This window comes from Synechocystis salina LEGE 00031 (assembly GCF_015207985.1).
GTDB lineage: Bacteria > Cyanobacteriota > Cyanobacteriia > Cyanobacteriales > Microcystaceae > Synechocystis > Synechocystis salina.
In genome coordinates this window covers 17964-41203 of sequence record NZ_JADEVV010000037.1, presented here as the reverse complement: position 1 = coordinate 41203, position 23240 = coordinate 17964, and the positions used below count along the sequence as shown (strand labels likewise).

General features: G+C 49.2%; 18 protein-coding genes and 1 tRNA gene. 8 read left to right on the top strand and 11 right to left on the bottom strand.

Annotation, left to right across the window (positions count from 1 at the left end; translation table 11 throughout):
* Positions 1-103 precede the first annotated feature (103 nt).
* From IQ217_RS12940 to IQ217_RS12925, 4 genes are all read right to left on the bottom strand, one after another.
* Positions 104-685, bottom strand: a complete 582-nt coding sequence (locus tag IQ217_RS12940; RefSeq protein ID WP_228024092.1) for a hypothetical protein — start codon at positions 683-685, stop codon at positions 104-106.
* Positions 670-1245, bottom strand: a complete 576-nt coding sequence (locus tag IQ217_RS12935; protein ID WP_194020254.1) for a Uma2 family endonuclease — start codon at positions 1243-1245, stop codon at positions 670-672. The genes IQ217_RS12940 and IQ217_RS12935 overlap by 16 nt, the downstream gene beginning before the upstream one ends.
* A gap of 41 nt (positions 1246-1286) precedes the next feature.
* Positions 1287-2471: an aspartate aminotransferase gene (locus IQ217_RS12930; protein ID WP_194020256.1), complete on the bottom strand. Its 1185-nt coding sequence runs from the start codon at positions 2469-2471 to the stop codon at positions 1287-1289.
* Positions 2472-2574: 103 nt separating this feature from the next.
* Positions 2575-4620 carry an ABC1 kinase family protein gene (locus tag IQ217_RS12925; protein ID WP_194020253.1) on the bottom strand — a complete coding sequence of 682 codons (2046 nt, stop codon included), beginning with the start codon at positions 4618-4620 and terminating at the stop codon, positions 2575-2577.
* A 185-nt stretch (positions 4621-4805) separates the two neighbouring features.
* On the opposite strand from IQ217_RS12925, the gene recG reads away from it, so the two are divergent.
* Both recG and sppA read left to right on the top strand, forming a co-directional pair.
* Entirely contained in the window at positions 4806-7304 is a 2499-nt protein-coding gene (recG, locus tag IQ217_RS12920) for an ATP-dependent DNA helicase RecG (RefSeq protein ID WP_420826689.1), read from the top strand.
* A 100-nt stretch (positions 7305-7404) separates the two neighbouring features.
* Positions 7405-8238 carry a signal peptide peptidase SppA gene (sppA, locus tag IQ217_RS12915; RefSeq protein ID WP_194020251.1) on the top strand — a complete coding sequence of 278 codons (834 nt, stop codon included), beginning with the start codon at positions 7405-7407 and terminating at the stop codon, positions 8236-8238.
* A 5-nt stretch (positions 8239-8243) separates the two neighbouring features.
* Here sppA and IQ217_RS12910 read toward each other — a convergent pair whose 3' ends face one another.
* Both IQ217_RS12910 and IQ217_RS12905 read right to left on the bottom strand, forming a co-directional pair.
* On the bottom strand, positions 8244-10877 hold the full coding sequence (locus IQ217_RS12910; RefSeq protein WP_194020250.1) for a PBP1A family penicillin-binding protein: 2634 nt from the start codon (positions 10875-10877) through the stop codon (positions 8244-8246).
* A gap of 235 nt (positions 10878-11112) precedes the next feature.
* Positions 11113-11197 (bottom strand) — tRNA-Ser (locus tag IQ217_RS12905).
* 225 nt (positions 11198-11422) lie between these two features.
* Here IQ217_RS12905 and guaA point away from each other — a divergent pair.
* Together guaA and IQ217_RS12895 are read left to right on the top strand one after the other, a co-directional pair.
* Positions 11423-13051 (top strand): glutamine-hydrolyzing GMP synthase, encoded by a 1629-nt coding sequence (gene guaA / locus IQ217_RS12900; RefSeq protein ID WP_194020249.1) that lies wholly within the window; start codon positions 11423-11425, stop codon positions 13049-13051.
* Between the two features lie 86 nt (positions 13052-13137).
* Positions 13138-14421, top strand: a complete 1284-nt coding sequence (locus tag IQ217_RS12895) for a DNA cytosine methyltransferase (RefSeq protein WP_194020248.1) — start codon at positions 13138-13140, stop codon at positions 14419-14421.
* Here IQ217_RS12895 and IQ217_RS12890 read toward each other — a convergent pair.
* Entirely contained in the window at positions 14389-15369 is a 981-nt protein-coding gene (locus IQ217_RS12890; protein ID WP_194020247.1) for an undecaprenyl-diphosphate phosphatase, read from the bottom strand. The genes IQ217_RS12895 and IQ217_RS12890 overlap by 33 nt on opposite strands.
* A gap of 121 nt (positions 15370-15490) precedes the next feature.
* Here IQ217_RS12890 and cobU point away from each other — a divergent pair, with 121 nt between their 5' ends.
* The 3 genes from cobU to IQ217_RS12875 all read left to right on the top strand — a co-directional run bounded on the left by cobU (position 15491) and on the right by IQ217_RS12875 (position 17017).
* Positions 15491-16045 (top strand): bifunctional adenosylcobinamide kinase/adenosylcobinamide-phosphate guanylyltransferase, encoded by a 555-nt coding sequence (gene cobU / locus IQ217_RS12885; RefSeq protein WP_194020246.1) that lies wholly within the window; start codon positions 15491-15493, stop codon positions 16043-16045.
* A gap of 127 nt (positions 16046-16172) precedes the next feature.
* A complete protein-coding gene (locus IQ217_RS12880; protein WP_190598251.1) occupies positions 16173-16595 on the top strand; it encodes a hypothetical protein in 423 nt (140 codons plus the stop codon).
* A gap of 230 nt (positions 16596-16825) precedes the next feature.
* Complete coding sequence (locus tag IQ217_RS12875; RefSeq protein WP_010873442.1) at positions 16826-17017, top strand: hypothetical protein; 192 nt, start codon at positions 16826-16828, stop codon at positions 17015-17017.
* 382 nt (positions 17018-17399) lie between these two features.
* Here the strand turns inward: IQ217_RS12875 and IQ217_RS12870 are convergent, their stop codons facing one another.
* The 3 genes from IQ217_RS12870 to IQ217_RS12860 all read right to left on the bottom strand — a co-directional run bounded on the left by IQ217_RS12870 (position 17400) and on the right by IQ217_RS12860 (position 20684).
* Positions 17400-18422, bottom strand: coding sequence for a long-chain acyl-[acyl-carrier-protein] reductase (locus IQ217_RS12870; RefSeq protein ID WP_194020245.1), 1023 nt, complete (start codon positions 18420-18422; stop codon positions 17400-17402).
* 220 nt (positions 18423-18642) lie between these two features.
* Positions 18643-19338 (bottom strand): aldehyde oxygenase (deformylating), encoded by a 696-nt coding sequence (locus tag IQ217_RS12865; RefSeq protein WP_194020244.1) that lies wholly within the window; start codon positions 19336-19338, stop codon positions 18643-18645.
* A gap of 248 nt (positions 19339-19586) precedes the next feature.
* The gene (locus tag IQ217_RS12860) at positions 19587-20684 is read right to left on the bottom strand and encodes a glucose-1-phosphate thymidylyltransferase (RefSeq protein ID WP_194020243.1); all 1098 of its coding nucleotides are present in this window, start codon (positions 20682-20684) and stop codon (positions 19587-19589) included.
* Positions 20685-20919: 235 nt separating this feature from the next.
* Between IQ217_RS12860 and glyS the strand changes: the two genes are divergently transcribed.
* Positions 20920-23088 carry a glycine--tRNA ligase subunit beta gene (gene glyS, locus IQ217_RS12855; protein ID WP_194020242.1) on the top strand — a complete coding sequence of 723 codons (2169 nt, stop codon included), beginning with the start codon at positions 20920-20922 and terminating at the stop codon, positions 23086-23088.
* A 50-nt stretch (positions 23089-23138) separates the two neighbouring features.
* Here the strand turns inward: glyS and IQ217_RS19410 are convergent, their stop codons facing one another.
* Positions 23139-23231, bottom strand: coding sequence for a PIN domain-containing protein (locus tag IQ217_RS19410; protein ID WP_338116552.1), 93 nt, complete (start codon positions 23229-23231; stop codon positions 23139-23141).
* Positions 23232-23240: the final 9 nt, after the last annotated feature.

The following is a 23240-nucleotide window of genomic DNA, read 5'->3' as shown; positions in this document are numbered from 1 at the left end:
AAATTGAGAAGTTCTGGGCGAGACTAAAACGTTATGTTTCCCAACTTGTTAGTAATGGAGAATCGCTGATTTCTGCATTGGATATAGCGTTGAGAGAACTGTCCTAACTATCTCGTCCTTTGCTATAAAAACCAGCTCTAATGTCCATTGCACCATTGTTATGGTCAATTTTAAACTCATTACCATATTCATTCAGATGAAAAAGATCCAGACTGGCGTCCGGTTGACCCTTTAGAAAATAATCGTTGGCTCCCGCTCCACCAATGTCAAGCCAGCCTTTAATGGCTTTATTAATGGGATCAAATCGGAATTGCAAAAAATCATTCCCCTTTACTTGGCCATTATTGACATTATTGTAATTTGCCAGAATTTGACCTTTATCATCAACAATTTGCACGGTTAGTTCTGTCAAGTTTTGCAGTGTTTGCAATCCGGTTACCTGCACAATTTTTGTTGACTTGTCAGTAAATTCATCTGGGTAAATCACATGGGCTCGAACTTGGTAACCCCCATCTCCCTGCCATAACAAATTTGCTTCTCCGGCGATCGCCTGGGCGGAAAAGCCAACGAGATATATAAGTACAAAAATGGTAATTAAAAATGATTTAATCAATCGATGCAACATTGACAGCACTATTATTGCTTTAAAACTTAGGCAGTTAAGCCATGCTAAATTTTTAACCAATCAAACACCTCGGCGGCGGTAATGGACCAATTTTCAAGCTCAGCAAAAACGGTTAGGGATTCTTGAATTTCAGTTTCAGCTAAATACACCTGGGGTAGGCTGGCCGTGAAAACCGTAATGGATTTAGCCATAGGATCCACTAACCATGCCAATTCTGTGCCGGCTTTGAGAGAAAAAATAATTTTTTCCATCACCAGGGTGACTGACTGGTCCGGGGAAAGAATTTCTATGAGCCAATCCGGGGCACGATCAAATCGGTCGGATATTTCACCACCACTGTCCAAAGGCAAGTTTTGCCAACGAATCACGGTAATGTCCGGCACAATGGAGCGATCGCCGAAGGTACAACGAAGTTCCGGCAAAGCATAGGCAATTTTGTCTGGCTTTACCTGGGCATTTATAGCGGCGGCTAGCTCAAACTGGATGGCACTGTGTTTACCTTTAGGCATAGGTTTCTGGGTAACAATGCCCCGGCAATATTCCTGGGCCGGTTTGGTTTCCGGCAGGGCCAAGAAGGATTCCAGGGAAAGGGTTGGTACTTTGGCGGCGGCTAAAACCATCTACTTTGCTCCCCAGGGGATTTGACCGTTAACTAATTGACTCAACTATAACGAATACCCGCCTGTTCAATGCGTTGTAAAGCTTCCCCGAGGCGATCGCTGTCGGCAATTAAACTTAGGCGGACGTAGCCTTCTCCCCCTTCTCCAAAAGCATTGCCGGGGGTCATCACCACGCCGGTTTTTTCCAATACGGTAAGGGCAAAATCAGTGGAACTCATGCCCACCGGACAGGGAACCCAAAGATACATGGTGGCTTGGGAGGGGGTAATGGCCCAACCCAGTTTACTTAAACCATTGATGACAAAATCCCGCCGTTCTTGGTAACGTTTTCTAACCACTTCAATGTAACTTTCCGGTAAACTCAGAGCCGTTTCCGCCGCTTTTTGTACGACTCGGAAAATACCATAATCTAGGTTGGTTTTTAGGGTTCTCAAACCTTGGATAATTTCCTGGTTGCCCACCACAAAACCGACCCGCCAACCAGCCATATTATAGGTTTTAGAAAGGGTGTGGAATTCCACACTAAAATCCTTGGCGCCGGGAATTTCTAGCAAGCTCGTGGGCTGATAACCGTCGAAGGCCAATTCCGCATAGCAGAGGTCATGGACCAGCATAATTTCGTAATGGCGGGCCCAGTCGGTCACCGCTTCGTAAAATTCCCTGGGAGCCGTGGCGGTGGTGGGATTATTGGGATAGTTAAAGTAAAGAATTTTGGCTTGTTGGGCGATCGCTTCAGGAATTTGATCGAGTTGAATTAACCAGTTATCCTTGGCCGATAACATAATGGGGTAAATTTTCGCTCCGGCAATCAGGGGGCCCCGGAAATGGGCCGGATAGGATGGGGTGGGTACTAGTACTAAATCCCCTGGGTTAACGTAGGCCAATGCTAAATGCCCGAGACCCTCTTTGGAGCCGATCAACGGTAACGCCTCAGAATCGGGGTCTAAATCTACTCCATATTGGCGGGCGTACCAGCGGGTAATGCTCTGGCGAAAACTTTGGGTGCCCTCAAAGGGGGGATAACCGTGGGACTCAGCGTTTCCCAACTCGGCGATCGCCGCTTCAATAATTGGTTCGGGGGCCTTGCCGTCGGGATTGCCCATGCCCAAGTCAATCAAATCCAGGCCCTGTTCCCTGGCCTTAGCTTTTAACTCATCGAGGCGGGCAAAAACGTAGGGGGGTAAGGCTTGTAGGCGATCGGCGCGACTAATCCAATTCAGACTCATTACCAAGGCAATTTGGGGACGTAACCTCCCATTGTCGCATTGACCGGCCCTGGCTTGATGTTGCCCCAGCAAAATTTTGGCTGCAATCGATAGTAACCATCATCTAGGCCGCATTACGGATTTTGATAGCTGGGTTGGGCTGACTTTCCAAGGCCAGGGCCCATTGCCGGATCACCCTGGCGATCGCCCTTTGCAGTAGTCCTTCCGCCACCTGTTGCCCCATCCGACGGGAAGTGGGGTTAACAATAATCTCACTCAACACCGGCACAAACTTGAGGGGGTCAAAACCAGGGGTATCTTTAAGAATTTGCCAAAGATTTTGCAGATGTTGCCAAGTTTCCTCCTGTTGAGCTATGGCAGGTTGAAGAGCAACTTTGATCGTTTTAGTCTGATGGGCCTTGCCGTTGCCATTACCTAGCTCGCCCAGAAAACCAATCCTTTCCTGGATATTGTGGCTAACCTGTTGCCAAGTGTTGCGCCCCAGTAGATCAATGCTGTTCACTAATTCCGCCACTAGGCGATCGCGAATGAATTGTCCCCGGTCTGAAAGTAAAAATTCCGTTGCTTCATTAAGCACATAATCAAAATCAAATCCAGGAGAATTTTTGGCATTACGCAATAGATTTTCTAAGCGATTCCAGCGGAAACTGCCTTCTTTAAACAGTAATTCCTTCAGAGAAGTGCGTAGTTCTTCTGATTGATCCGTTAACAATCTTTTAGCAATATAGGGATAAGCTTTGCTCAACACCTTAAAGTTGGGATCAATGCCAATGGCAATACCTTCTAGGGTGACCATGGAACGAATAATTAAGGCATAATAGGCCGGCACCCGAAAAGGAAATTCATACATCATGGCCGACATTTGATCGGTGATGCTCTTAAAATTCAACTCCGCCACACTAGCCCCCAATGCATTACCAAAAACCTGGCTAAGGGCTGGAATAATTGGCTTTAGATCCGTATCTGGCTTAAGGAAATCTAGTTTGACATAATCTTTAGCTAAAGAGTCGAAATCTCGATTGACCAAATGGACCACAGCCTCGATCAAACCATAGCGTTGATAGGGCTGGATAGTACTCATCATGCCGAAATCCAGGTAGGCTAAACGCCCATCGGCCATGGCCAATAAATTGCCAGGGTGGGGATCGGCGTGGAAAAAACCATGTTCCAACAATTGCCGCAGGGAGCACTGGACTCCCACTTCCACTAAATGGGTGGCATCAATACCCTGGGCTTGGATCGCCTTGATATTGGTTAACTTAATTCCTTCCACCCACTCCATGGTCAAAACCCGTCGCCCGGTGTACTGCCAATAGATGCTAGGCACATAAATTTCCGGCAAGCCGCCATACAGTTGGGCGAATCTCTCTCCGTTAACCGCCTCTTGGAAGTAGTTCATTTCCTCGAACACCCGACTGGCCAATTCATCGGTAATGGCCACCAAATCAGAGCGCAATCTTTTCACCGATCGCCGGGCCCAGAGGGAGAGGGAACGCATGATGTAAATATCCAGGGTAATGCGCTTAACTAAATCTGGTCTTTGTACTTTTACTGCTACGTCTTCTCCAGTTTTTAACTTACCCTTATACACTTGTCCCAAAGAGGCAGCGGCAATGGGCTCCGGGGACAATTCTGCATAAATTTCCCCAGCGGGTGCCCCCAATTCTTCTTCAATAAAACGATAGGCAACTTCGTTGGGAAAGGAAGGTAATTGGTCCTGTAACGTTGTCAACTCATCCAAAAAAACTGGTGGTACTAAATCAGGCCTGGTGGAAAGGGCTTGACCAACTTTGATATAGGTGGGGCCCAGGTTAGTTAATAATTCCCGCAGTTGAATAGCCTTAGCTCTGGAAACAGTGGGGTCTTTGCCCCTCAATTTTTCCCACCAAATGCCCAGGACAAACTGGAGTAGGGGAAACAAAATATTAATTAAACGACCCAACACCTGCAACGGCCGCTTACGATAAAATTCCATGATCAAATCTGGGTTATATTCCCAACTTTCCGGGAACATATCACTCACAGGTCCCAAATCTTCCAGATGACTTTTGGGTAAACGGGGAGGACGAATTTCTTCCACCACTGCGTCGATCACCACTACATCGCGATCTTGTTCGGCGGTGGCAACGGGCGTGGGGACTGGAGGCATATTAATAGTTTTAATAATTACTTAATTTTGCTTGCTGGTTCCCATCGGAGCCAACAGCGGCACAGTTTGAGGGGGAGTCCTGGGATAAATGGCTAAATGTTGCCAATGCTAGGCTTCCAGTGGCATTCTAACGAGAATGGGTCGGCCCTGGCTACCTGGGTTAGGATGGGGAAAACCGTCTTTGACTGGCGCAATTTTGTTTGATTGAGGTATCTGTGTCCGTTGATTGGCCTCGTTTACAGAAGGCCTTGACCGTAGAAGTGGAGCGGGGCTTTCAGAATTTGCAGGGTAAACAGCACCGCTTTGGAGACTTCCTTTGTTTGAGTTTTGGCAGTCCTCCCCCCCCTGGTACTCCCCCGGTTGATCGCCAAAAGTGGCGAGAGTTTGCCCAAAGGTTTGCCCAGTACGACCAACTGGAGCAGGCGGAAAGAAAGAGTTTAGTGGCCAGTACCCGTCGTTTTTTACATCAATTGCGCCGCAGTTTGGAATCTCCCCCTGTGGATGCGGTCGGGAAAACGGCGCCCCCAGCCCTGGTCAATCGTCCCCGGGTTTCTGAGTCCCGTCGCTCTCAATCAAGTCGGGTTGAACTCCACACCCCCTTAGCAACCGTACTTTCCCAGAGCCAACATCAAACTAAATTGCTGAACAGCCTGGGTTTGGCCACGGCAGAAGACTTATTGTTTTATTTCCCCAGGGATTATTTGGACTATGCCCAAAAGGTAACCATTGCTGAATTAACAGCGGGGGAAACAGTAACCATTGTGGGGCGGGTGGTAAATTGCACTTGTTTTACCAGTCCCAAAAATCAGAATTTAACTATTCTGCAAATCCAGTTGCGGGATCAGACGGGGCGCATCAAACTATCCCGTTTCTACGCTGGCAGACGTTTTGCCCATCGAGCTTGGCAGGAAACCCTTAAAAAACTTTACCCCCCCCATGCCGTTGTGGCCGCTTCTGGTTTGGTCAAAGCCAATAAATTTGGTCTGACCCTGGATAATCCGGAGATTGAGGTGCTCGATCGCCATAGTCCTAGCATTGACTCTTTTAAAGTGGGTCGGGTGTTACCCGTTTATCCCCTCACCGAAGGTCTAACAGCGGATTTTTTACGGAAATTGGTTTTAGCTTGTCAACCGGCGATCGCCCAATTGTCCGATCCTCTACCCCAGGACATCCGAGCAAAATATGAATTAATTGATTTAAAAACTGCCATTACCCAAATCCATTTTCCCGACAATGGGGAGCAGTTAAGTTTAGCAAGAAGGCGATTAGTGTTTGATGAATTTTTCTATTTACAGTTAGGGTTTCTACAGAGACGTTACGAGCAAAAACAACAACAAAAAAGCGCTATTTTCACCCCCAGCGGTGAATTGTTAGAAAGATTTAGTGATTTACTGCCCTTCCGTTTAAGCCAAGCTCAACAACGGGTAGTCAACGAAATTCTAGAGGATTTAAATCAATCTAGCCCCATGAATCGCCTTGTCCAGGGAGATGTGGGATCGGGCAAAACCGTGGTGGGGGTCTTTGCAATTTTAGCCGCTCTCCAAGGGGGTTACCAAGCGGCATTAATGGCACCGACGGAAGTGTTGGCGGAACAGCATTATCAAAAATTGGTGAGTTGGTTTAATTTGCTCTACCTGCCGGTGGAATTATTAACTGGTTCCACCAAAACTGCCAAAAGAAGGGAAATCCATGCTCAATTGGCCACGGGTCAATTACCCTTGCTAGTGGGGACCCATGCCCTTATTCAAGAGCCAGTCAATTTTCAACGTCTAGGTTTAGTGGTCATTGATGAGCAGCATCGCTTTGGAGTGCAACAGCGGGCTAAACTATTGGCCAAAGGCAATGCCCCCCACGTACTGAGCATGACTGCCACCCCCATTCCCCGCACCCTTGCCTTAACACTCCACGGGGATTTGGAAGTGAGCCAAATTGATGAATTGCCCCCCGGTCGCCAGCCCATTCACACCAGTGTGATCACCACCAAAGAACGGCCCCAAATGTACGAATTAATTCGACGGGAGGTAGCCCAGGGTCGTCAGGTTTATATTATTTTTCCGGCGATTGAGCAATCGGAAAAGTTAGACATCAAAGCAGCGGTGGAAGAGCATAAACATTTAAGTGAAAAAATTTTTCCCAACTTTAACATCGGCCTTTTACATGGTCGATTGAAAAGCACAGAAAAAGAGGCTGTATTGCAAGCTTTTCGAGAAAAAGTAACGGAAATTATTGTTTCCACCACAGTGATTGAAGTAGGGGTAGATGTGCCCAATGCCACCGTCATGGTAATTGAAAATGCTGAACGTTTTGGGCTTTCCCAACTACACCAATTACGGGGTCGGGTAGGGAGGGGAAGTCACCAGTCCCATTGTCTATTGGTGACCAATAGCAAAAGTGCTGATGCCCGGCAAAGATTAGGGGTCATGGAACAATCCCAGGATGGTTTTTTCATTGCGGAAATGGATTTACGTCTGCGGGGACCAGGGGAATTTTTAGGCACCAAGCAGTCGGGATTACCGGATTTTGCCCTGGCTAGTTTAGTGGAAGACCAGGATGTTTTATTGCTGGCCAGACAAGCAGCAGAACAATTAATTGCCGAAGATCCTTCCCTAGCCCAGTATCCCGATTTAAAAACTAAATTAGCCCAGAGATATGAAAAGTTATTGGGGGGAGAAATACTGACCTAACCATAGGTACATCAGTAAATTCCGTTGTCCCAGCCTTTGTTTGTTAGAATAGTTGCCCGTTGATTAACTGTTTTGTCATCTCTTTTTGTTACTAAAATCTATGATTTGGCCCTTCAAAACCAGCACCCGTAAAAAGATTGCCCGCATTGAAGTAACCGGGGCGATCGCCGGTGGAACCCGCAAAGCAGTGTTGAAGGCTCTCAAAACGGTGGAAGAAAAAAAATATCCCGCCCTATTAGTCCGCATCGACTCCCCTGGGGGCACAATAGTGGATTCCCAGGAAATTTACACCAAATTAAAGCAATTAAGCGAAAAAATCAAAGTTGTGGCCAGTTTTGGTAATATTTCCGCCTCAGGGGGTGTATATATCGCCATGGGTTGTCCCCACATCATGGCCAACGCTGGTACCATCACCGGCAGTATTGGCGTCATTTTACGGGGCAATAACCTGGAAAGATTGCTAGAAAAAGTGGGGGTCTCTTTTAAGGTAATTAAATCGGGGCCCTACAAAGACATTTTGTCCTTCGACCGGGAATTGCTGCCGGAGGAACAGAATATTTTGCAAGCTTTAATTGACGACAGCTATGGGCAATTTGTCTCCACGGTGGCAGCGGGGCGTAATTTGGCGGTGGAAAAAGTCAAAGAATTTGCCGATGGACGAATTTTTACCGGGCAACAGGCCCTGGAATTGGGTTTAGTCGATCGCCTAGGTACAGAGGAAGAGGCCAGGCAATGGGCCGCGACCTTAGCGGGCTTGGATCCAGACAAATCAGAACTGGATACCATTGAAGACCCAAAACCTTTCGTCAAAAGACTCACCAGTGGCGACAGTCAACTACAGACCATGGCCGATAACCTTGGTTTGAGGGAAACCTTAAAGTGGTGCGAATTTGAGCTATCCACCAGTGGTCAACCACTCTGGCTTTATCGCTGACCCATTTACTCTGATTTACGGGCCGAAGGGGGAGCGGGCAATCCGGCATCGGCAGAGGGAGTGGACGGTGCGGAAGCCGGGGCCGGGGCACTGACTGTCCTGGGCGGAGCAGAGGGCGCAGAAGCTGGAGCTGGGGCAGTGGTCCTAGCGGTTTGGGTGTTGCTGGGGCGGGCCGCGTCGGTCTGGGTACGGCGACGACGACGGGGTCGATCCGTGGTGGTTTGGCTGTCCGTTTCCGGGGAGCTGGGAGGCGCGAGGACTTTCACCCGACGCTTAATGGGCTCAGCTTTGATACTGGGTTTGCGCTGGTCCGGATTTTTGGGCATGGCAGGGAAGGATTCAACGGGTATTCCTTTGGTGACATCCCGCATAAACTGTCCCCAAACCATGGCCGCAGTGGTGCTGGCCCCATTGGTGGGGCGGCTGTTATCGTTACCCAACCATACCCCCGTCACCAGTTGGGGAATGTAACCGATAAACCACAGGTCCTTGGCTTCGTCCGATGTCCCCGTTTTACCTGCCACCTGGCGATCGCCTAGTCCGGCTGGACGACCGGTGCCGGAGGTGACCACACTGCGCATCATGGAAGTCATAATGGCATTGCTGTCCGGGTCTAGGGCTTTGGTTTGTTTGTGCTCGGCTTTGTAAATTACTTCCCCTTTGGTGTTGACCACATTTTGGATGGCGTAGGGTTGCACATGGATACCCTTATTGGCAAAGGTTCCGTAGGCACTGGTCATTTCTAGAGGAGTCATTTCCCAGGCCCCGAGGGCAAGGGAATAGGTGGGTTCTAGTTTGGAACTAATGCCCATTTGCCTGGCTAGGTTAATGACCGGATTCCAACCCACATCCAGCAGTAAACGAACCGCCACTACGTTCACGGAACTGGTGAGGGCATCCCGCAAAGACATGTTGCCACCGCTGTAACTATCACCGTAGTTAGCTGGTTGGTAACCGCCAATGTCAATGGGCACGTTGGGATAGCTTTTGTTGGGGGAAATACCCGAGGCGATCGCCGCTCCGTAGAGAATGGGCTTAAAAGTAGAACCTGGTTGCCGTTTGGCCTGGGTCACCCGGTTAAATTGACTGCCTTGGTAATCCTTGCCCCCCACCATCATTTTGATCGCCCCGGTGCGGGGATCCATGGCCACCATCGCCCCTTCGGAAAACCGTTGCCAGCGGCCATATTTCTTCACTGCATTGGTGAGAATGGTTTGAGCCTCCTCTTGCCATTGGTTATTAAGGGTTGTGTTCACCGTTAACCCCCCCTGTTGGAGTTCCTCCTCCGGCAATTTAGCCCGCAACTCATCCAAAATGTAGTCGGTGAAAAATTCCGCTTCTCGATTAAACCGCTTCAAAGGACTGGGATTTATTTTCAAGGGCTCGGCGATCGCCGCCTGGGCTTCTGCGGAGGTAATAAAGCCCACCTCTGCCATACGGTTCAGCACTTCATTACGGCGACGGGTAGCCAACTCTAAATTCTGTCGGGGGGAATAAACACTGGGGGCCGGCACCACCCCTGCTAAGGTGGCCGCTTCCCCTAAGGTCAACTCCTCTGGGGTCTTACTAAAGTAGGCGTGGGCCGCATCCGCCACCCCGTAAGCTCCAGAACCTAGATAAATTAAATTTAGATAGCGTTCCAGAATTTGATCCTTGGGCAGGGCAGTCTCAATTTTTTGGGCCAGTCGCACTTCCTTCAACTTCCTGGCTAGGGTGCGATCCTGATTCAAAAAAACTAATCGAGCTAACTGTTGGGTAATGGTACTGCCCCCCTGTACCACGTCCCCGGATTGAACATTGGACAGGGATGCCCGGATAATGCCCTGGGGATCGATACCCCGGTGTTCCCGAAAGCGACTATCTTCACTGGCGATGAAGGCCTGCTCAATCAGGGGAGGGATTTTACCCATGGTCACCGTATCGTGGCTAACGTTGCCAATTTCCTGGAGAGTGGCACCATTGGCCGCTTTGATAGTCATGGTGCCCGGAGGAGCATAGGTCACCACATCGGAGATCGCCACTTGGGTCATGGTCTCCAACTGGTAAAAGCCCCAGGCCAAGGCAGAGGTACCGACCCCAGCCCCCAAGCCAAAACCAAACACCAACCAAAATCTGGGTTGTTGGGTAAACCGGGACACCGATCGCCCCAGGGTTTTTAGACCAGTAGTTAGGGCCAGGGGCGCTTTGGAAGAAGCCCTATTTTCTTTACTCCTTCTTCTTCGGCGCCGCCGCCGGTTGCTCCGGTCCAAAGAGGATGAAGGGGGGGCATCTGCCGATGGGGAAACACTGGGAGGCACCACCGCAACATGGCTATTGCCGTTGCTTTGACTGGATTCAACGGCTGTAATTTCTTCCGGGGTTGAGGCCCCATTCCGAACATTTTGAATATTGATGGCGGTCACCATTTCCCTGCCATGGCCTGGGTCTAGTTCTGGCTTTGCTAAGTTGGCCGTTGGCCCAGATAAATCCTCCGATAACTCGGCGATCGCCTCCCCCTGGGGAGAAGAATCTGGCCCATTGGGAAATTCCCCTGCCTTGGCCGAAGACTTGCCCTCTTCCTCCACTTCCAATGTGTTAGCTAACTGGTGGAGAAAGTCGACAGTGGAACGCTTAAGCTTGCGGGAAAAGGATTTAAACACGGTAATTGGTAGGCACGGGGAGACCGAATCTGGTTAAAAAAGACAAACTTAACAGCGGAATAGTTTCGCCGACAAGCCCTTTCCTAATGTATCTCTCACCATTATGTCAAGAAAAATTTAGGTAAATTTCAGTAATGGTAAATCTCAGGGGCAGACTAGGGGCTGGGGAAACAGTTTTGTCCAACCCTGACCAGCCCTCAAATCAACTGTTAGTTTTGCCGGTTTAATCCTGATACGGAGAGGGGGGGATTCGAACCCCCGTTGAGTTGCCCCAAAACAGATTTCGAGTCTGCCGCATTCAACCGCTCTGCCACCTCTCCAGGGAATTTTTGAGAAGAACTTCTGCAATTTTCCGCCCCCATCTTAGCGCAGATTTGCGGTGGGTTATTCTGGGTTTCAGGTATTGGGGTAGAATACTGGGATTGTTGACGACCATGGCCTTGCCGTCAGTTAGACCCGGAAACAACACCACGAATCTAGTCTTTCTGAGGTTTGCCTGGGGATTCGCCCTCACCTCCAGTATAAATTCCTGACTGCCGATCGCCGTGACTACCCAAATCCCCATTCCCCCTGTTATAAGCGACCATCCTCTGCTGGACCGCGTTTCCGATCGCCTCAAGGGGCAGATCATCATCATTTTAGACTTTGGTTCCCAATATTCGGAACTAATTGCCCGACGCATCCGGGAAACCGAGGTTTACTCGGAAGTTTTGTCCTATCGCACCACAGCGGCGCAGTTGCGGGAAATTAAACCCAAGGGCATCATCCTTTCCGGTGGTCCCAATTCCGTCTATGACCAGGGGGCTCCCGAGTGTGACCCAGAAATTTTTCAGTTGGGCGTTCCCGTGTTGGGGGTCTGCTACGGCATGCAACTGATGGTCAAACAACTAGGCGGCCGGGTGGAACGGGCCAAACGGGGGGAATATGGCAAGGCGAGTTTGCACATTGATGACCCCACCGACCTGCTTACCAATGTAGAAAACGGTAGTACCATGTGGATGAGCCATGGGGATTCCTGTGTGGATCTACCCTTGGGCTTTGAGGTATTGGCCCACACCGATAACACTCCCTGTGCGGCGATCGCCGATCACCAAAGGGCCCTATTTGGGGTGCAGTTCCATCCCGAAGTTGTCCATTCCGTAGGGGGCATTGCCCTGATCCGCAACTTTGTTTATCACATTTGCCACTGCGACCCCACCTGGACCACCGACGCTTTCATCGAAGAATCCATTCGGGAAGTGCGGAACCAAGTAGGCGATCGCCGAGTATTGTTGGCCCTATCCGGTGGGGTGGATTCCTCAACCTTGGCCTTTCTGCTCCATCGGGCGATCGGGGACAACCTCACCTGTATGTTCATTGACCAGGGCTTCATGCGTAAAGGGGAACCGGAACGGTTGGTGGAACTGTTTGATCATCAGTTTCATATTCCTGTCCAATACGTCAATGCCCGGGATCGTTTCCTCAAACAGTTGGAAGGAGTAACCGATCCGGAGGAAAAACGTCGTCTGATTGGCCACGAATTTATTCAGGTGTTTGAAGAAGAATCCCAACGCCTTGGCCCCTTCGATTACCTAGCCCAGGGTACCCTCTACCCCGACGTGATTGAGTCCGCCGACAGCAACGTTGACCCCAAAACTGGCGAACGGGTGGCAGTAAAAATCAAAAGTCACCATAACGTCGGTGGTCTACCGAAAAATCTCCGCTTTAAGCTGGTGGAACCCCTCCGCAAACTTTTTAAAGATGAAGTCCGTAAACTAGGTCGCTCTATTGGCCTGCCGGAAGAAATTGTCCGCCGCCATCCCTTTCCAGGCCCGGGCCTAGCCATTCGTATTATTGGGGAAGTTACCTCAGAAAGGTTAAACATTCTCCGGGATGCGGATTTCATTGTGCGGGATGAAATTTCCAAACGGGGCATTTACCACGACTATTGGCAGGCCTTTGCCGTACTGCTGCCCATCCGTAGCGTGGGCGTAATGGGAGACAAGCGCACCTATGCCCACCCCGTTGTGTTGCGCTTCATCACCAGTGAAGACGGCATGACCGCCGATTGGGCTAGGGTCCCCTACGACATCCTCGAAGCTATTTCCAACCGCATTGTCAACGAAGTTAAGGGGGTAAACCGGGTGGTTTATGACATCACCTCCAAGCCCCCTGGCACCATCGAGTGGGAGTAATGGCAACGTTTAAGAATGCATAGCTGAACTAGCTAACTGCGGCCAGCTAAAGATAATTGAGCCGCTAGTAACAAACCGGAAAAACCATGGCCAGACCCATTGCCATCGACTTGTTTGCGGGCTGTGGTGGCATGTCCTTGGGTTTAGAAGCCGCTGGATTTGACATTGCTGCCGCAGTGGAAGTTGACGCTGTACATTGCTTAGTTCATCATCATAATTTTTCCTATGGGGCCACCATTTGCCGGGATATTGCCCAGGTAACTGCCGAGGAAATTCTTCGAGAGGTGAACAGCCATGGTTATTCAGACAACATAGACCTAATTGCTGGGGGGCCTCCCTGCCAGGGTTTTTCCTTGATGGGCAAAAGACAGTTGGATGACCCCCGTAATTCCTTGGTGTTTGAATATGTGCGCATAATTCGGGCAATTAAGCCCAAGTATTTTTTATTTGAAAATGTTCCAGGTATCCAATCGGGGAAACATAAAAAATTTTTAGAAGAGTTAGTGAGCGAATTTGAAAGTATTGGTTACCACATTGAAAAACCAGTTGTAGTTCTAGACGCGTCCCTTTACGGTGCTCCCCAAAAACGGAAAAGATTAATCATTCTCGGCTCTAGAAAGGATGTAACTCCTGCTACCTATCCGCCGCCTTCCCATCTCGATTTGACTGAAGTAGAACAAGGTAAAAATCCACAAAAATCACCCTCCACTATAAACTACCAACCCCTATTTACCTGTGGGGAAGCCATTGATGATCTCACCCCCCATCCTCCCTATTTAACTGGAGAAGATCGGGGCATTCCCGCAGATTTACTGGATTATTCAGCCTTGAGAAAAAGTTATGCTATCAAGCCCAATGGGGTGTTTTCTCTGTGTCATAAACGTCAGGTTGATAATCTGGTTTATGGCCATATTGGTTCTCTCCATACGGAAAAATCAATGAAAAGATTTGCTGATACCTTGCCAGGAACTGTAGATAAAACCAGCCGATTTCTGCGGCTATCAGAAACCGGTTTATGCAATACCCTCAGGGCGGGAACTGGCAGCGATAAGGGAGCTTACACCGCCCCGAGACCAATACACTACGCCTTGCCTCGATGTATCACTGTTAGGGAAGCCGCTCGACTCCATACCTATCCCGATTGGTTTCAGTTTCATAATACTATTTGGCATGGCTTTCGAGAAATTGGCAATTCCGTCGTTCCCTGGTTGGCTAAGGCTTTAGGAAAACAAGTTATCGCAGCATTAGACTATACCATCGAAGATTTGCCCATTTACGAATTAGAGCGCCAAGATCGTACATTGTTACGTTACAATTTGCCCCAAGCCAATCGATATTTACGCTCGGGTTCCCATTGCCAAAGTCAATAAAATAACTATCCCGAAAATTAGACGGTACCAAACAAAAATCCAAGTGCTGCGCTTTTGTAGAAATTTGATTAGCCAGGCGATCGCCAGGTAGGAAAAAATAGCGGAGGAGATGGTACCAACAACAAGGGGCAGAATGGCATCGTTACCCAAATGTTGATCCATTACCCCTTTCAGTTCCACCAAACCAGCAATGGTAATGGCCGGAATGCCTAACAAAAAGGAAAATCTGGCGGCGGCGGCCCGTTCCAAGTTAATAAACAAACCCGCCGTTAATGTTGACCCAGAACGAGATACTCCGGGGACCAAGGCTAAAGCCTGGGCTATGCCCATCACTAGGCCATCCTGCCAGCGTAATTTTTCAAAGGGGCGGCGGTGGGTACCTAATTTTTCCGCCAGGGCCAGCAACAATGCCATGACAATGGAAGCGATGGCAATGGTGGGCAAACTACGAAAAGGGGAATTGTCCAGGTCTGGGACTAACACTTTCATTAACAGTCCAAAGAAGACAATGGGAATGGTGCCCAAACCAATGCCTAAGCCCAATTTAAATTCGAGGGAGTCGTATTGGCGGGTTTGAATTGCTTTGATAATGCCCTTGGTGATGGCGGTTAAATCTCCCCAGAAATACCACAGTACTGCCGCAATGCTGCCCAACTGAATAATGGCGGTGAAGGCCACCCCGGGATCCCCCCAACCCAAGGCCACGGGCACTGCTTTTAGGTGAGCCGTACTACTAATGGGGAGAAATTCCGTTGCTCCCTGGATAAATCCCAATATAAAAGCCTGGAAAAGATTAATTGATGCACTTGCGGCCATTGTTCCTGTTCCCATCCCCTCGCTGGGTAGCACAGGTAGGGCCAATGCGATGCCCCAGGCTTGGTGATAAACAATGGCGATCGCCACACTGAGACTAAAGGCACTGAGAAAATTTAATTGGCGGGGGGACATTCACTGTCGGTAATAATCGGGACTCAAAGATCCTAGCCTATAGTGGCAGGGCAATTTCTTGAAACGTTTTTTAAACTGTCCCCTAAACCTAAAATTGTGATCGCCCCACCGTCGTACTTCCATGGCCCTTCCTATCCTCGTCACTGGCCCCAGCCGTTCAGGTAAAAGTGAATGGGCCGAGCATCTTGCCCAAAACCATCCATCAGTTATCTACATTGCCACTGGCAAAGAAAATGCCGCCGACCCAGACTGGCAAAACCGTATTCAACAACACCGCGATCGCCGTCCGCCCCAATGGCAAACGGTCTGTGTTGATCAGCATTTGACCGATACTTTAGCAACCCTACCGCCGGGAAGTTGTGCCTTAGTGGACTCCTTGGGGGGCTGGGTAGCCAATACCCTGGAGTTGTCCCCGGAGCAATGGCGGACTAAGCAAATGGACTTCATTACTTTTGTGGCAGATTTGCAAAATGTTCCCATCACCATTATTTTCGTTGCCGAAGAAACGGGGTGGGGGGTGATTCCGGCCTACGCCCTGGGACGTATTTTTCGAGACCGTTTGGGGGCGTTAACTCGCCAATTGGGAAGATTGTGTAGTCAAGTTTACCTAGTGACCGGGGGTTATGCGGTGGATCTGTGCCAATGGGGGGAACCCTTACCGCCATCGAGGGATTGATTTTGAAAACTGAAGCAATCGTTAAGTTGTTGTAAACAAATGCTAGTGCCCACTCAGAAATCGTTAACATGGAAGCCAGCCGCACAGCAGGAGGAAACTTCTGGGTTTTTCAGGAGTATTATTCGACATGGCAGACGCCATTGAAGTTAAAAACTATTTAGGTCACTGGTTTCAGCTTGGCCGGGGAGTAATCTTTCCCAAAAGTGACGAGGTGGTTTTGCCTAGCCCAATTTTTGCTGGCCAAAGATTTTCCCGGGCCTTTGAAGACTGTTGGCAACGTATCCTTACCAGTCGGGAAGATTGTTACCTAGAAGGGACGGAACAAACTCTGCAAAGCTTGCTCAGCGGTGATTGGGAGATTATCAGTTGTGCCCGTTGTGCATTGCCCGTGCCCCTATCCCGCAGCCAAATTCCCAGTTGTCTTTGTCCTTGTGTTGAGGTGGAATCTTGGCCCAATTTGGAATTACCATTGCCCCGTCTACCTGCCAATCGAGTTTGTACTCTGAGAAAAGTTCAGGAGCGGCTGATTCTGCAGGAAGAGGCAGACTGACCAGTGGCCAGTGCTTTTGTTGTCCGATCGCCTTTGAGCAAACTAGGGGTCACTAGCTAGGGCGAAAATTTTTTCGCATCGATAAAAGTGAATAGGTTTCAGAGAAGCACGGACAAAATCTGCCAGGGCAGTGCCTCAAAACCGCAGAAAAGTTTAAATTACTGGATTTTTGATTGCCAGGGCTGGCTAATAGATTAGAATGTAACTTAAAGGTTTACATTTTGTTACATATGTTGGTGCCCATTCTCATTTTTGATGTGGCTTTGGTGGCTTGGTCGCTCCACCTGATGCAACAGGCGATCGAAGAGCAGGAATTTTCTTTGATGCTAGCTGGAACTCTGGTAGCAGCAGCGGCGGCGGCCACCTTGGTGGTCTATTTTCTCATGGGCCATTGCCTATCCCAACTGAGCCAGACCCTCTGACGCCAGCGGTATTAGACTGCGGTAATCAGTCTTTTATTTATAGCTAATTTAATTAAGAGTGCTGGCAGAGTAACAGGCTAAAGATCTCTTGACACAAGCTTCATAGAAAGTAACATCATCTCATTTTTATTTTAACTAGCTATAAGTTTGGACACAAAACAGTCCATCTTTCGGTCAGCCTAGCAGAATTAAGAACGCATCCTTTGGTTTTGCTGATTTAATAGATTCCAGTAGAGAAGAGAGATTTTTAGCAGATATTGCGCCCCATTAGGGTTAATTGGCGGCATTCCCTATAGGCTGTTGAGGGGCTTGAACGGAGATTAACCACTGTTTCAAACTTCGTCAACCGGAACCAGCTCCGGAAAATTCAACATCTTGCCAGCTACAGGGCCACCAAAGGGCAAAAGCCATGCTTGACGGAAGCTTCCCCGATCGCCTCCATTTTATTGACGGAAATTTGGTTACGGCCCCAGGAAAAATTAGTGCGCCAGCCCTCAAACTCCAACAAAATTGCCTCTGCAAAACAGGCAAACATCTGTCGGGAAGGAATATCCATCTCCACAATCTTCATAATCTCCCAGGTAATATCCAAGGAATGCTCCACAATGCCCCCCTTGAGAATATGCACCCCATCCGCCTTCACCCGCGTATCTAAATTTTTGGGATAGCCCCCATCCACAATCAAACAGGGCTTTTTCAACATTTCCCCGGCAATTTCCACCCCCTTGGGCATACTAGCCACCCAAACAATAACGTCTGCCTGGGGCAGGGCTGTTTCCAAATCCATAATTTTGCCCCTACCCAATTCCTCTTGGAGATTTTCCAATCTCTGGCGGTTACGGGCAATTAACAATAATTCTTTAACTTGGTGTTTGCTATCCAACCACCGGCATACTGCACTACCAATGTCCCCCGTTGCGCCACAAACCGCTACTGTGGCCTGACTTAGATCAAGACCCAACTGTTTAGCGCCAGCTTCCACCTGACGGCAAATCACATAGGCGGTGTGGGTGTTACCAGTGGTGAACCGCTGAAAATCTAGTTCCACATTGCGGACTTGATTATTTTGCTTGAGGTTAAATTCTTCAAATACAATCGAAGAAAAACCGCCCAGGGCCGTAATATCCAAACCCACCTTTTGGGCTAGGGCCATGGCATTGAGAATTTTCCGAATGGCCGCCTTAATGCGCCGTTGGGTTAACATTTCTGGCAAAAAGCAGGACTCCACATATTTGCCTTCAATTACCTGCCCTGTCACACTTTTCACCTGAAAGTTATCAACTACTTGGGGGGGAGCAGAACACCAAAAATCCAAGCCTTGGTTGGCGTACTCAGGATAGCCTAAATCTTCGGCAACCGCTTGGGCGTGTTCTAAACTCGTGAGATGACCAATAAGACCAAACATTGATAATAGTCAGAATAAATAGGGGAAGGTATCGCTTTCCGCTCAGTTAACGACTCCGATAGCCATAAAGCTTTACACAGTATGGCACAATTTGACGAACTTCCCGTTGGCATGGGCCAGCTTCCTAAAAGTACCCAAAAACAGGGGAAAAACCCACAGATCCTAGGAAGCTCGGGATTTGTGGGCCTAATGAAATAGTTTGAGATATTGCCGACCTGGACTAGACTCCGGCCAAACCGTAGGAGGACATGCGCATAATTTCTCTAGTGCTGAAGCCAATGTTACTGAGGGCTTCACCGTAGCTGATCATAAAATCTTCCACTAGGGCTTCTTTTTCCATGCCCAATACCCTGGCATCCCCCTGCACTTGGTTAAGCATTTTCCACACCAGGGGTAGGTTTTCCTTGTTGGCCTGCTCCAGTTCCTCTTTAGCGGTGGCAAAGTTGGCTTTTAACCACTCTTCGCCATAGTTGAGGTGGGTGTACTCGTCCTTGACCACGCCTTCGGTGATTTTCCGGGCAAAGTCGTCCGCCACGGGGATGTAAATGTTGTAGGCGGCGATGGCAAAAGCTTCGATAATTAAAGCTTGGATCAACAAACAGGTAACAACTTTCCCTTCGCTAAAAGCCTGCTGGAAATTGCCGTGGAGACCGGCAAAAAATTCCTGGGCATAGGGCATATCTGGGCTAACTTTGAGGTTGTTGCCACAGGCCTGGAAACCTTTTTTGTGACGGTTTTCCATTTTGGCTAAACGGACCAAATCTTCCTTATCCTCCGGTAAGAGTTCCGCCATCTGGAGATAGTTGCTGTAGGCTTCCTGTTCGCCTTCAATGACAATGGCGTTGATGCGGCTATAGGCGTCTTTGTAGATTTCGCTGGAATAGTCAAATTCGGTGCGGACAGCAAGCTCGGGCATAGGGGCGTTGGACTCCTGTGGATGGACGGTGAAAAGATCGATGCCGATCTAAGGTAAAGAAAGGTTAAGAAATTAACCTCCGGTTGTCTTTATAATACAGACTCTAGATTAATGCAAATCCCGGGGGATGGTGGTAGCAGAACCATAGGGAACACCTATCCGGTTGATTTAGTAATCTACATGGCTAGATCCGCCGCGATTTGAGTTGGTACCATTCTAGCAAAACTAATCTAGGTTGCCGGGGAGTTTTAGTCTTGGGGGTAGGAAGATGGTCCAATCAGTTCCACTTGCGAATCGTTGCCAATCAGGAAACGTAAAGCCTGGGGACGGCAGGGAGCGGGGAAGATTTTAGCATTTTTGCCAATGACACTATCCACAATTCTTTGTTGGATGGCCACAATGCTGGCTCCTTGGAGCACGACACTATGTTCAAGATCCGCATCCCTAATTTTAACTCCGTCGGCAATACTGCTGTAAGGACCGATGAAACAATTTTCTAAATGACAGTTTGAGCCGATCGCCACGGGGCCACGGATGACGCTGTTGATAATTTGACTGTGGGGGCCAATGGTTACCCGACCGGAGATTTTGCTTTGCTCATCTACGGTGCCCTGGATATTTTTCTCCACTAGGCTATCGAGGATAATTTGATTGGCCGCCAGTAGATCATCTTTTTTACCGGTGTCTAGCCACCATCCTTCTAGTTGCAGAGATTCCACCCCATAACCATGGCTGATCAGATATTGGATCGCATCGGTAATTTCTAGTTCTCCCCGGGCAGAGGGTTCAATATTGGCGATCGCCTGGTGAATAGTGGGGGCAAAAAAGTAAAGTCCCACTAGGGCCAAGTTGGAGGGGGGATGCTCCGGTTTTTCCACCAGGGCCAGCACTTTACCTTGGTCATCAACGGTGGCCACCCCAAAGGCGCTGGGATTTGGCACTCGCCGCAATAAAATCAAGGAATCGAGAGATTTTGCTTGGAAATGATCGAGAAATTGCTCTAGGTCATCTTGAATTAGGTTATCGCCTAAATACATCACAAAAGGAGACGTTTGGAGAAAATCCGCCGCCGTTTTCACTGCATGGGCCAACCCCAGGGGTTCTGATTGCAAAATGTAGGTAATCTGAGCACCAAAATTTTCCCCGTTGCCGGTGACAGTTTTAATTTCCTCCCCCGTTTCTGGGCTGATGATAATACCAATGTCGGTAATGCCAGCTTTGGCGATCGCCTCAATGCCATACCAGAGGATTGGTTTGTTGGCCACGGGTACCAACTGCTTAGCCCCGGTGTAGGTGAGGGGGCGCAACCGGGTTCCTTTGCCACCGGAGAGGATGAGGGCTTTCATAAAAACTTTGATATTAAGGTTATATTTTCGGTCTAGGGTTCAGTGGGCAGTAATCGGTCAATGGTCAACACTGACCATTAAAACCTAGTCCAGAAATGATGGTGCAAGCACCTGCCCGTAAATGGGCTGATTTTATGCCATTGCCAAAAATCCCTATGCCCCACCTCAACTTGCCTGATATGGTTATTGGTGGTGGCTTTTGCCTTCCCTAACCGACCCATTGCTCCCTTGCCCTATGCCCCTGCAAACTTTTCTATTTGAAATTGGAACCGAAGAGTTACCCGCCGATTTTGTTCGTAGTGCGATCGCCCAGTGGCAAGGGTTAATTCCCCCAGGTTTGGCGGCGGAGTTTTTACAACCGGGGTCAGTGGAAATTTACGGCACGCCCCGGCGTTTGGCGGTGTTGATCAAAGGTTTACCGGAATGTCAGCCCGATCGCCTAGAGGAAATTAAGGGGCCACCGGCCAGTGCCGCTTTCAAGGATGGCCAACCCACCCCCGCGGCGTTGGGCTTTGCTAAAAAACAGGGGGTTAACCCAGAGGATTTTGAAGTCCGCTCCACCCCCAAAGGGGATTTTATTTTTGTCAATAAGCAAGTGCAGGGCCAAGCTAGCCGGGATTTGTTACCCACATTGGCCCTGGGTTGGCTCAAAACTTTAGATGGCCGACGGTTTATGCGCTGGGGAGATGGAGATTGGCGCTTTCCCCGTCCCATTCGTTGGTTGGTTTGTCTGTTGGATGACCAAGTGTTACCCCTACATATTGACAATGGTTCCACCACCTTAGTCGGCGATCGCCTCTCCCGGGGGCACCGCATTTTGCACCCGGAAGCAGTCAGCTTAGACCATGGGCAAAATTATTTGGCCCAGTTAAAAGAAGCCGGGGTGGTGGTGGATCCCCAGGAACGCCGGGCCATGATTGAGCAACAAATTACCGCCCAGGTGGCCACCCTAGAAGGCGAAGCCATTATCTATGATGATTTGCTCGCTGAAGTGGAACAGTTGGTGGAATATCCCACCGCAGTGTTGGGACAGTTTGATCAGGAATTTCTGGATTTGCCTAGGGAGGTGATTACCACCGTCATGGTCACCCATCAACGCTACTTTCCCGTGGTGGACAAAAATGGCCAGCTATTGCCCCATTTCATTACCATTGCCAATGGTGATCCCAGCAAAGGGGAGATTATTGCGGCGGGTAATGGCCGGGTCATCCGGGCCCGCTTAGCCGATGCCAAATTTTTCTATCAAGCTGACTGTGACGACAGCCTCGACAGTTACCTGCCTCAACTAGAAACGGTTACTTTCCAAGAAGAGTTGGGCACCATGCGGGATAAGGTGGACCGCATTATGGAAATGGCGGCGGCGATCGCCGATCAGTTGGGAGTAACGGAACAACAACGGGGGGAAATCGACAGTACCGCCATGCTATGCAAAGCGGATCTGGTAACCCAAATGGTGTACGAATTTCCTGAATTGCAAGGCATTATGGGGGAAAAATATGCCCTCGTTAGCGGTGAATCGGCGGCGGTGGCCCAGGGCATTGTGGAGCATTACCTCCCCCGGCACCAGGATGATGATTTACCCCAAGGTTTGCCCGGTCAAGTGGTGGGCATGGCCGATCGCCTTGATACTCTGGTGAGTATTTTTGGTCTGGGTTTACTTCCCACCGGCTCTTCCGATCCCTTTGCCCTACGGCGGGCCGCCAATGCCGTGATTAACGTAGCCTGGGCGGCGGGCCTGGAAATCAATTTACTGGAGCTATTGACCCAGGGTTGCCAAGATTTTGTCACTTCCCACCCGGACAAAACCTCTCCGCTGCCAGCGCTAAAGTCATTTTTTCTGCAAAGATTACAAACCTTACTGCAGGATGAACAGGGCATTGATTATGATCTAGTCAACGCTGTGTTGGGCAGTGGGGAAACAAACTCCAACGATGCTGAAAGTACATTGTCTGACCGTCTGTTGGCGGATTTACAGGATGTGAGGGAAAGGGCTCAATATCTGCAAGAATTGCGGGACAACGGTCATTTAGACGCGATTTATCCCACTGTTAATCGTTCTGCCAAGCTAGCTAGTAAGGGTACTTTACCCATGGACCAACTAGACCCCCGTCCCGTGATCCAAGCCCCCCAACTGGTCCAGGATTCGGAAAAAGCAGTTTACCAAGCATTGTTGGCCATTTATCCCAAAGCGGTAGAAGTGCAAGAAAGCCGTGACTATGAAACTTTGGTAAATGCTCTGCATGAGTTGGCCCCCACCGTAGCAGATTTTTTCGATGGCCCCGATAGCGTGTTGGTGATGGCGGAAAACGACGAATTACGGCAAAATCGCCTTAACTTGCTCGGACTAATCCGTAATTATGCCTTAATCTTGGGAGATTTCGGGGCAATTGTTAAAGGCATTTAAGCAATGAAGCTTAGGGGATAAAAATAAATCCTATCAACGGATTATTGCTCTCATTCCCAGATTAAATTAACATCATATTTCTTGAAATTTTCGTCTTTGCTAACGACGGACAAATTATGGCATTGAGCCTGAGTGATAATCATGCAATCAAA

Excerpts from the sequence above, each read along its gene's own strand:
- IQ217_RS12935 (WP_194020254.1), bottom strand. The coding sequence starts at position 1,245 with ATGGTTTTAGCCGCCGCCAAAGTACCAACCCTTTCCCTGGAATCCTTC.
- IQ217_RS12930 (WP_194020256.1), bottom strand. The coding sequence starts at position 2,471 with ATGAGTCTGAATTGGATTAGTCGCGCCGATCGCCTACAAGCCTTACCC.
- IQ217_RS12925 (WP_194020253.1), bottom strand. The coding sequence starts at position 4,620 with ATGCCTCCAGTCCCCACGCCCGTTGCCACCGCCGAACAAGATCGCGAT.
- sppA (WP_194020251.1), top strand. The coding sequence starts at position 7,405 with ATGATTTGGCCCTTCAAAACCAGCACCCGTAAAAAGATTGCCCGCATT.
- IQ217_RS12895 (WP_194020248.1), top strand. The coding sequence starts at position 13,138 with ATGGCCAGACCCATTGCCATCGACTTGTTTGCGGGCTGTGGTGGCATG.
- IQ217_RS12890 (WP_194020247.1), bottom strand. The coding sequence starts at position 15,369 with ATGTCCCCCCGCCAATTAAATTTTCTCAGTGCCTTTAGTCTCAGTGTG.
- cobU (WP_194020246.1), top strand. The coding sequence starts at position 15,491 with ATGGCCCTTCCTATCCTCGTCACTGGCCCCAGCCGTTCAGGTAAAAGT.
- IQ217_RS12880 (WP_190598251.1), top strand. The coding sequence starts at position 16,173 with ATGGCAGACGCCATTGAAGTTAAAAACTATTTAGGTCACTGGTTTCAG.
- IQ217_RS12875 (WP_010873442.1), top strand. The coding sequence starts at position 16,826 with ATGTTGGTGCCCATTCTCATTTTTGATGTGGCTTTGGTGGCTTGGTCG.
- IQ217_RS12870 (WP_194020245.1), bottom strand. The coding sequence starts at position 18,422 with ATGTTTGGTCTTATTGGTCATCTCACGAGTTTAGAACACGCCCAAGCG.
- IQ217_RS12865 (WP_194020244.1), bottom strand. The coding sequence starts at position 19,338 with ATGCCCGAGCTTGCTGTCCGCACCGAATTTGACTATTCCAGCGAAATC.
- IQ217_RS12860 (WP_194020243.1), bottom strand. The coding sequence starts at position 20,684 with ATGAAAGCCCTCATCCTCTCCGGTGGCAAAGGAACCCGGTTGCGCCCC.
- glyS (WP_194020242.1), top strand. The coding sequence starts at position 20,920 with ATGCCCCTGCAAACTTTTCTATTTGAAATTGGAACCGAAGAGTTACCC.
- IQ217_RS19410 (WP_338116552.1), bottom strand. The coding sequence starts at position 23,231 with ATGATTATCACTCAGGCTCAATGCCATAATTTGTCCGTCGTTAGCAAA.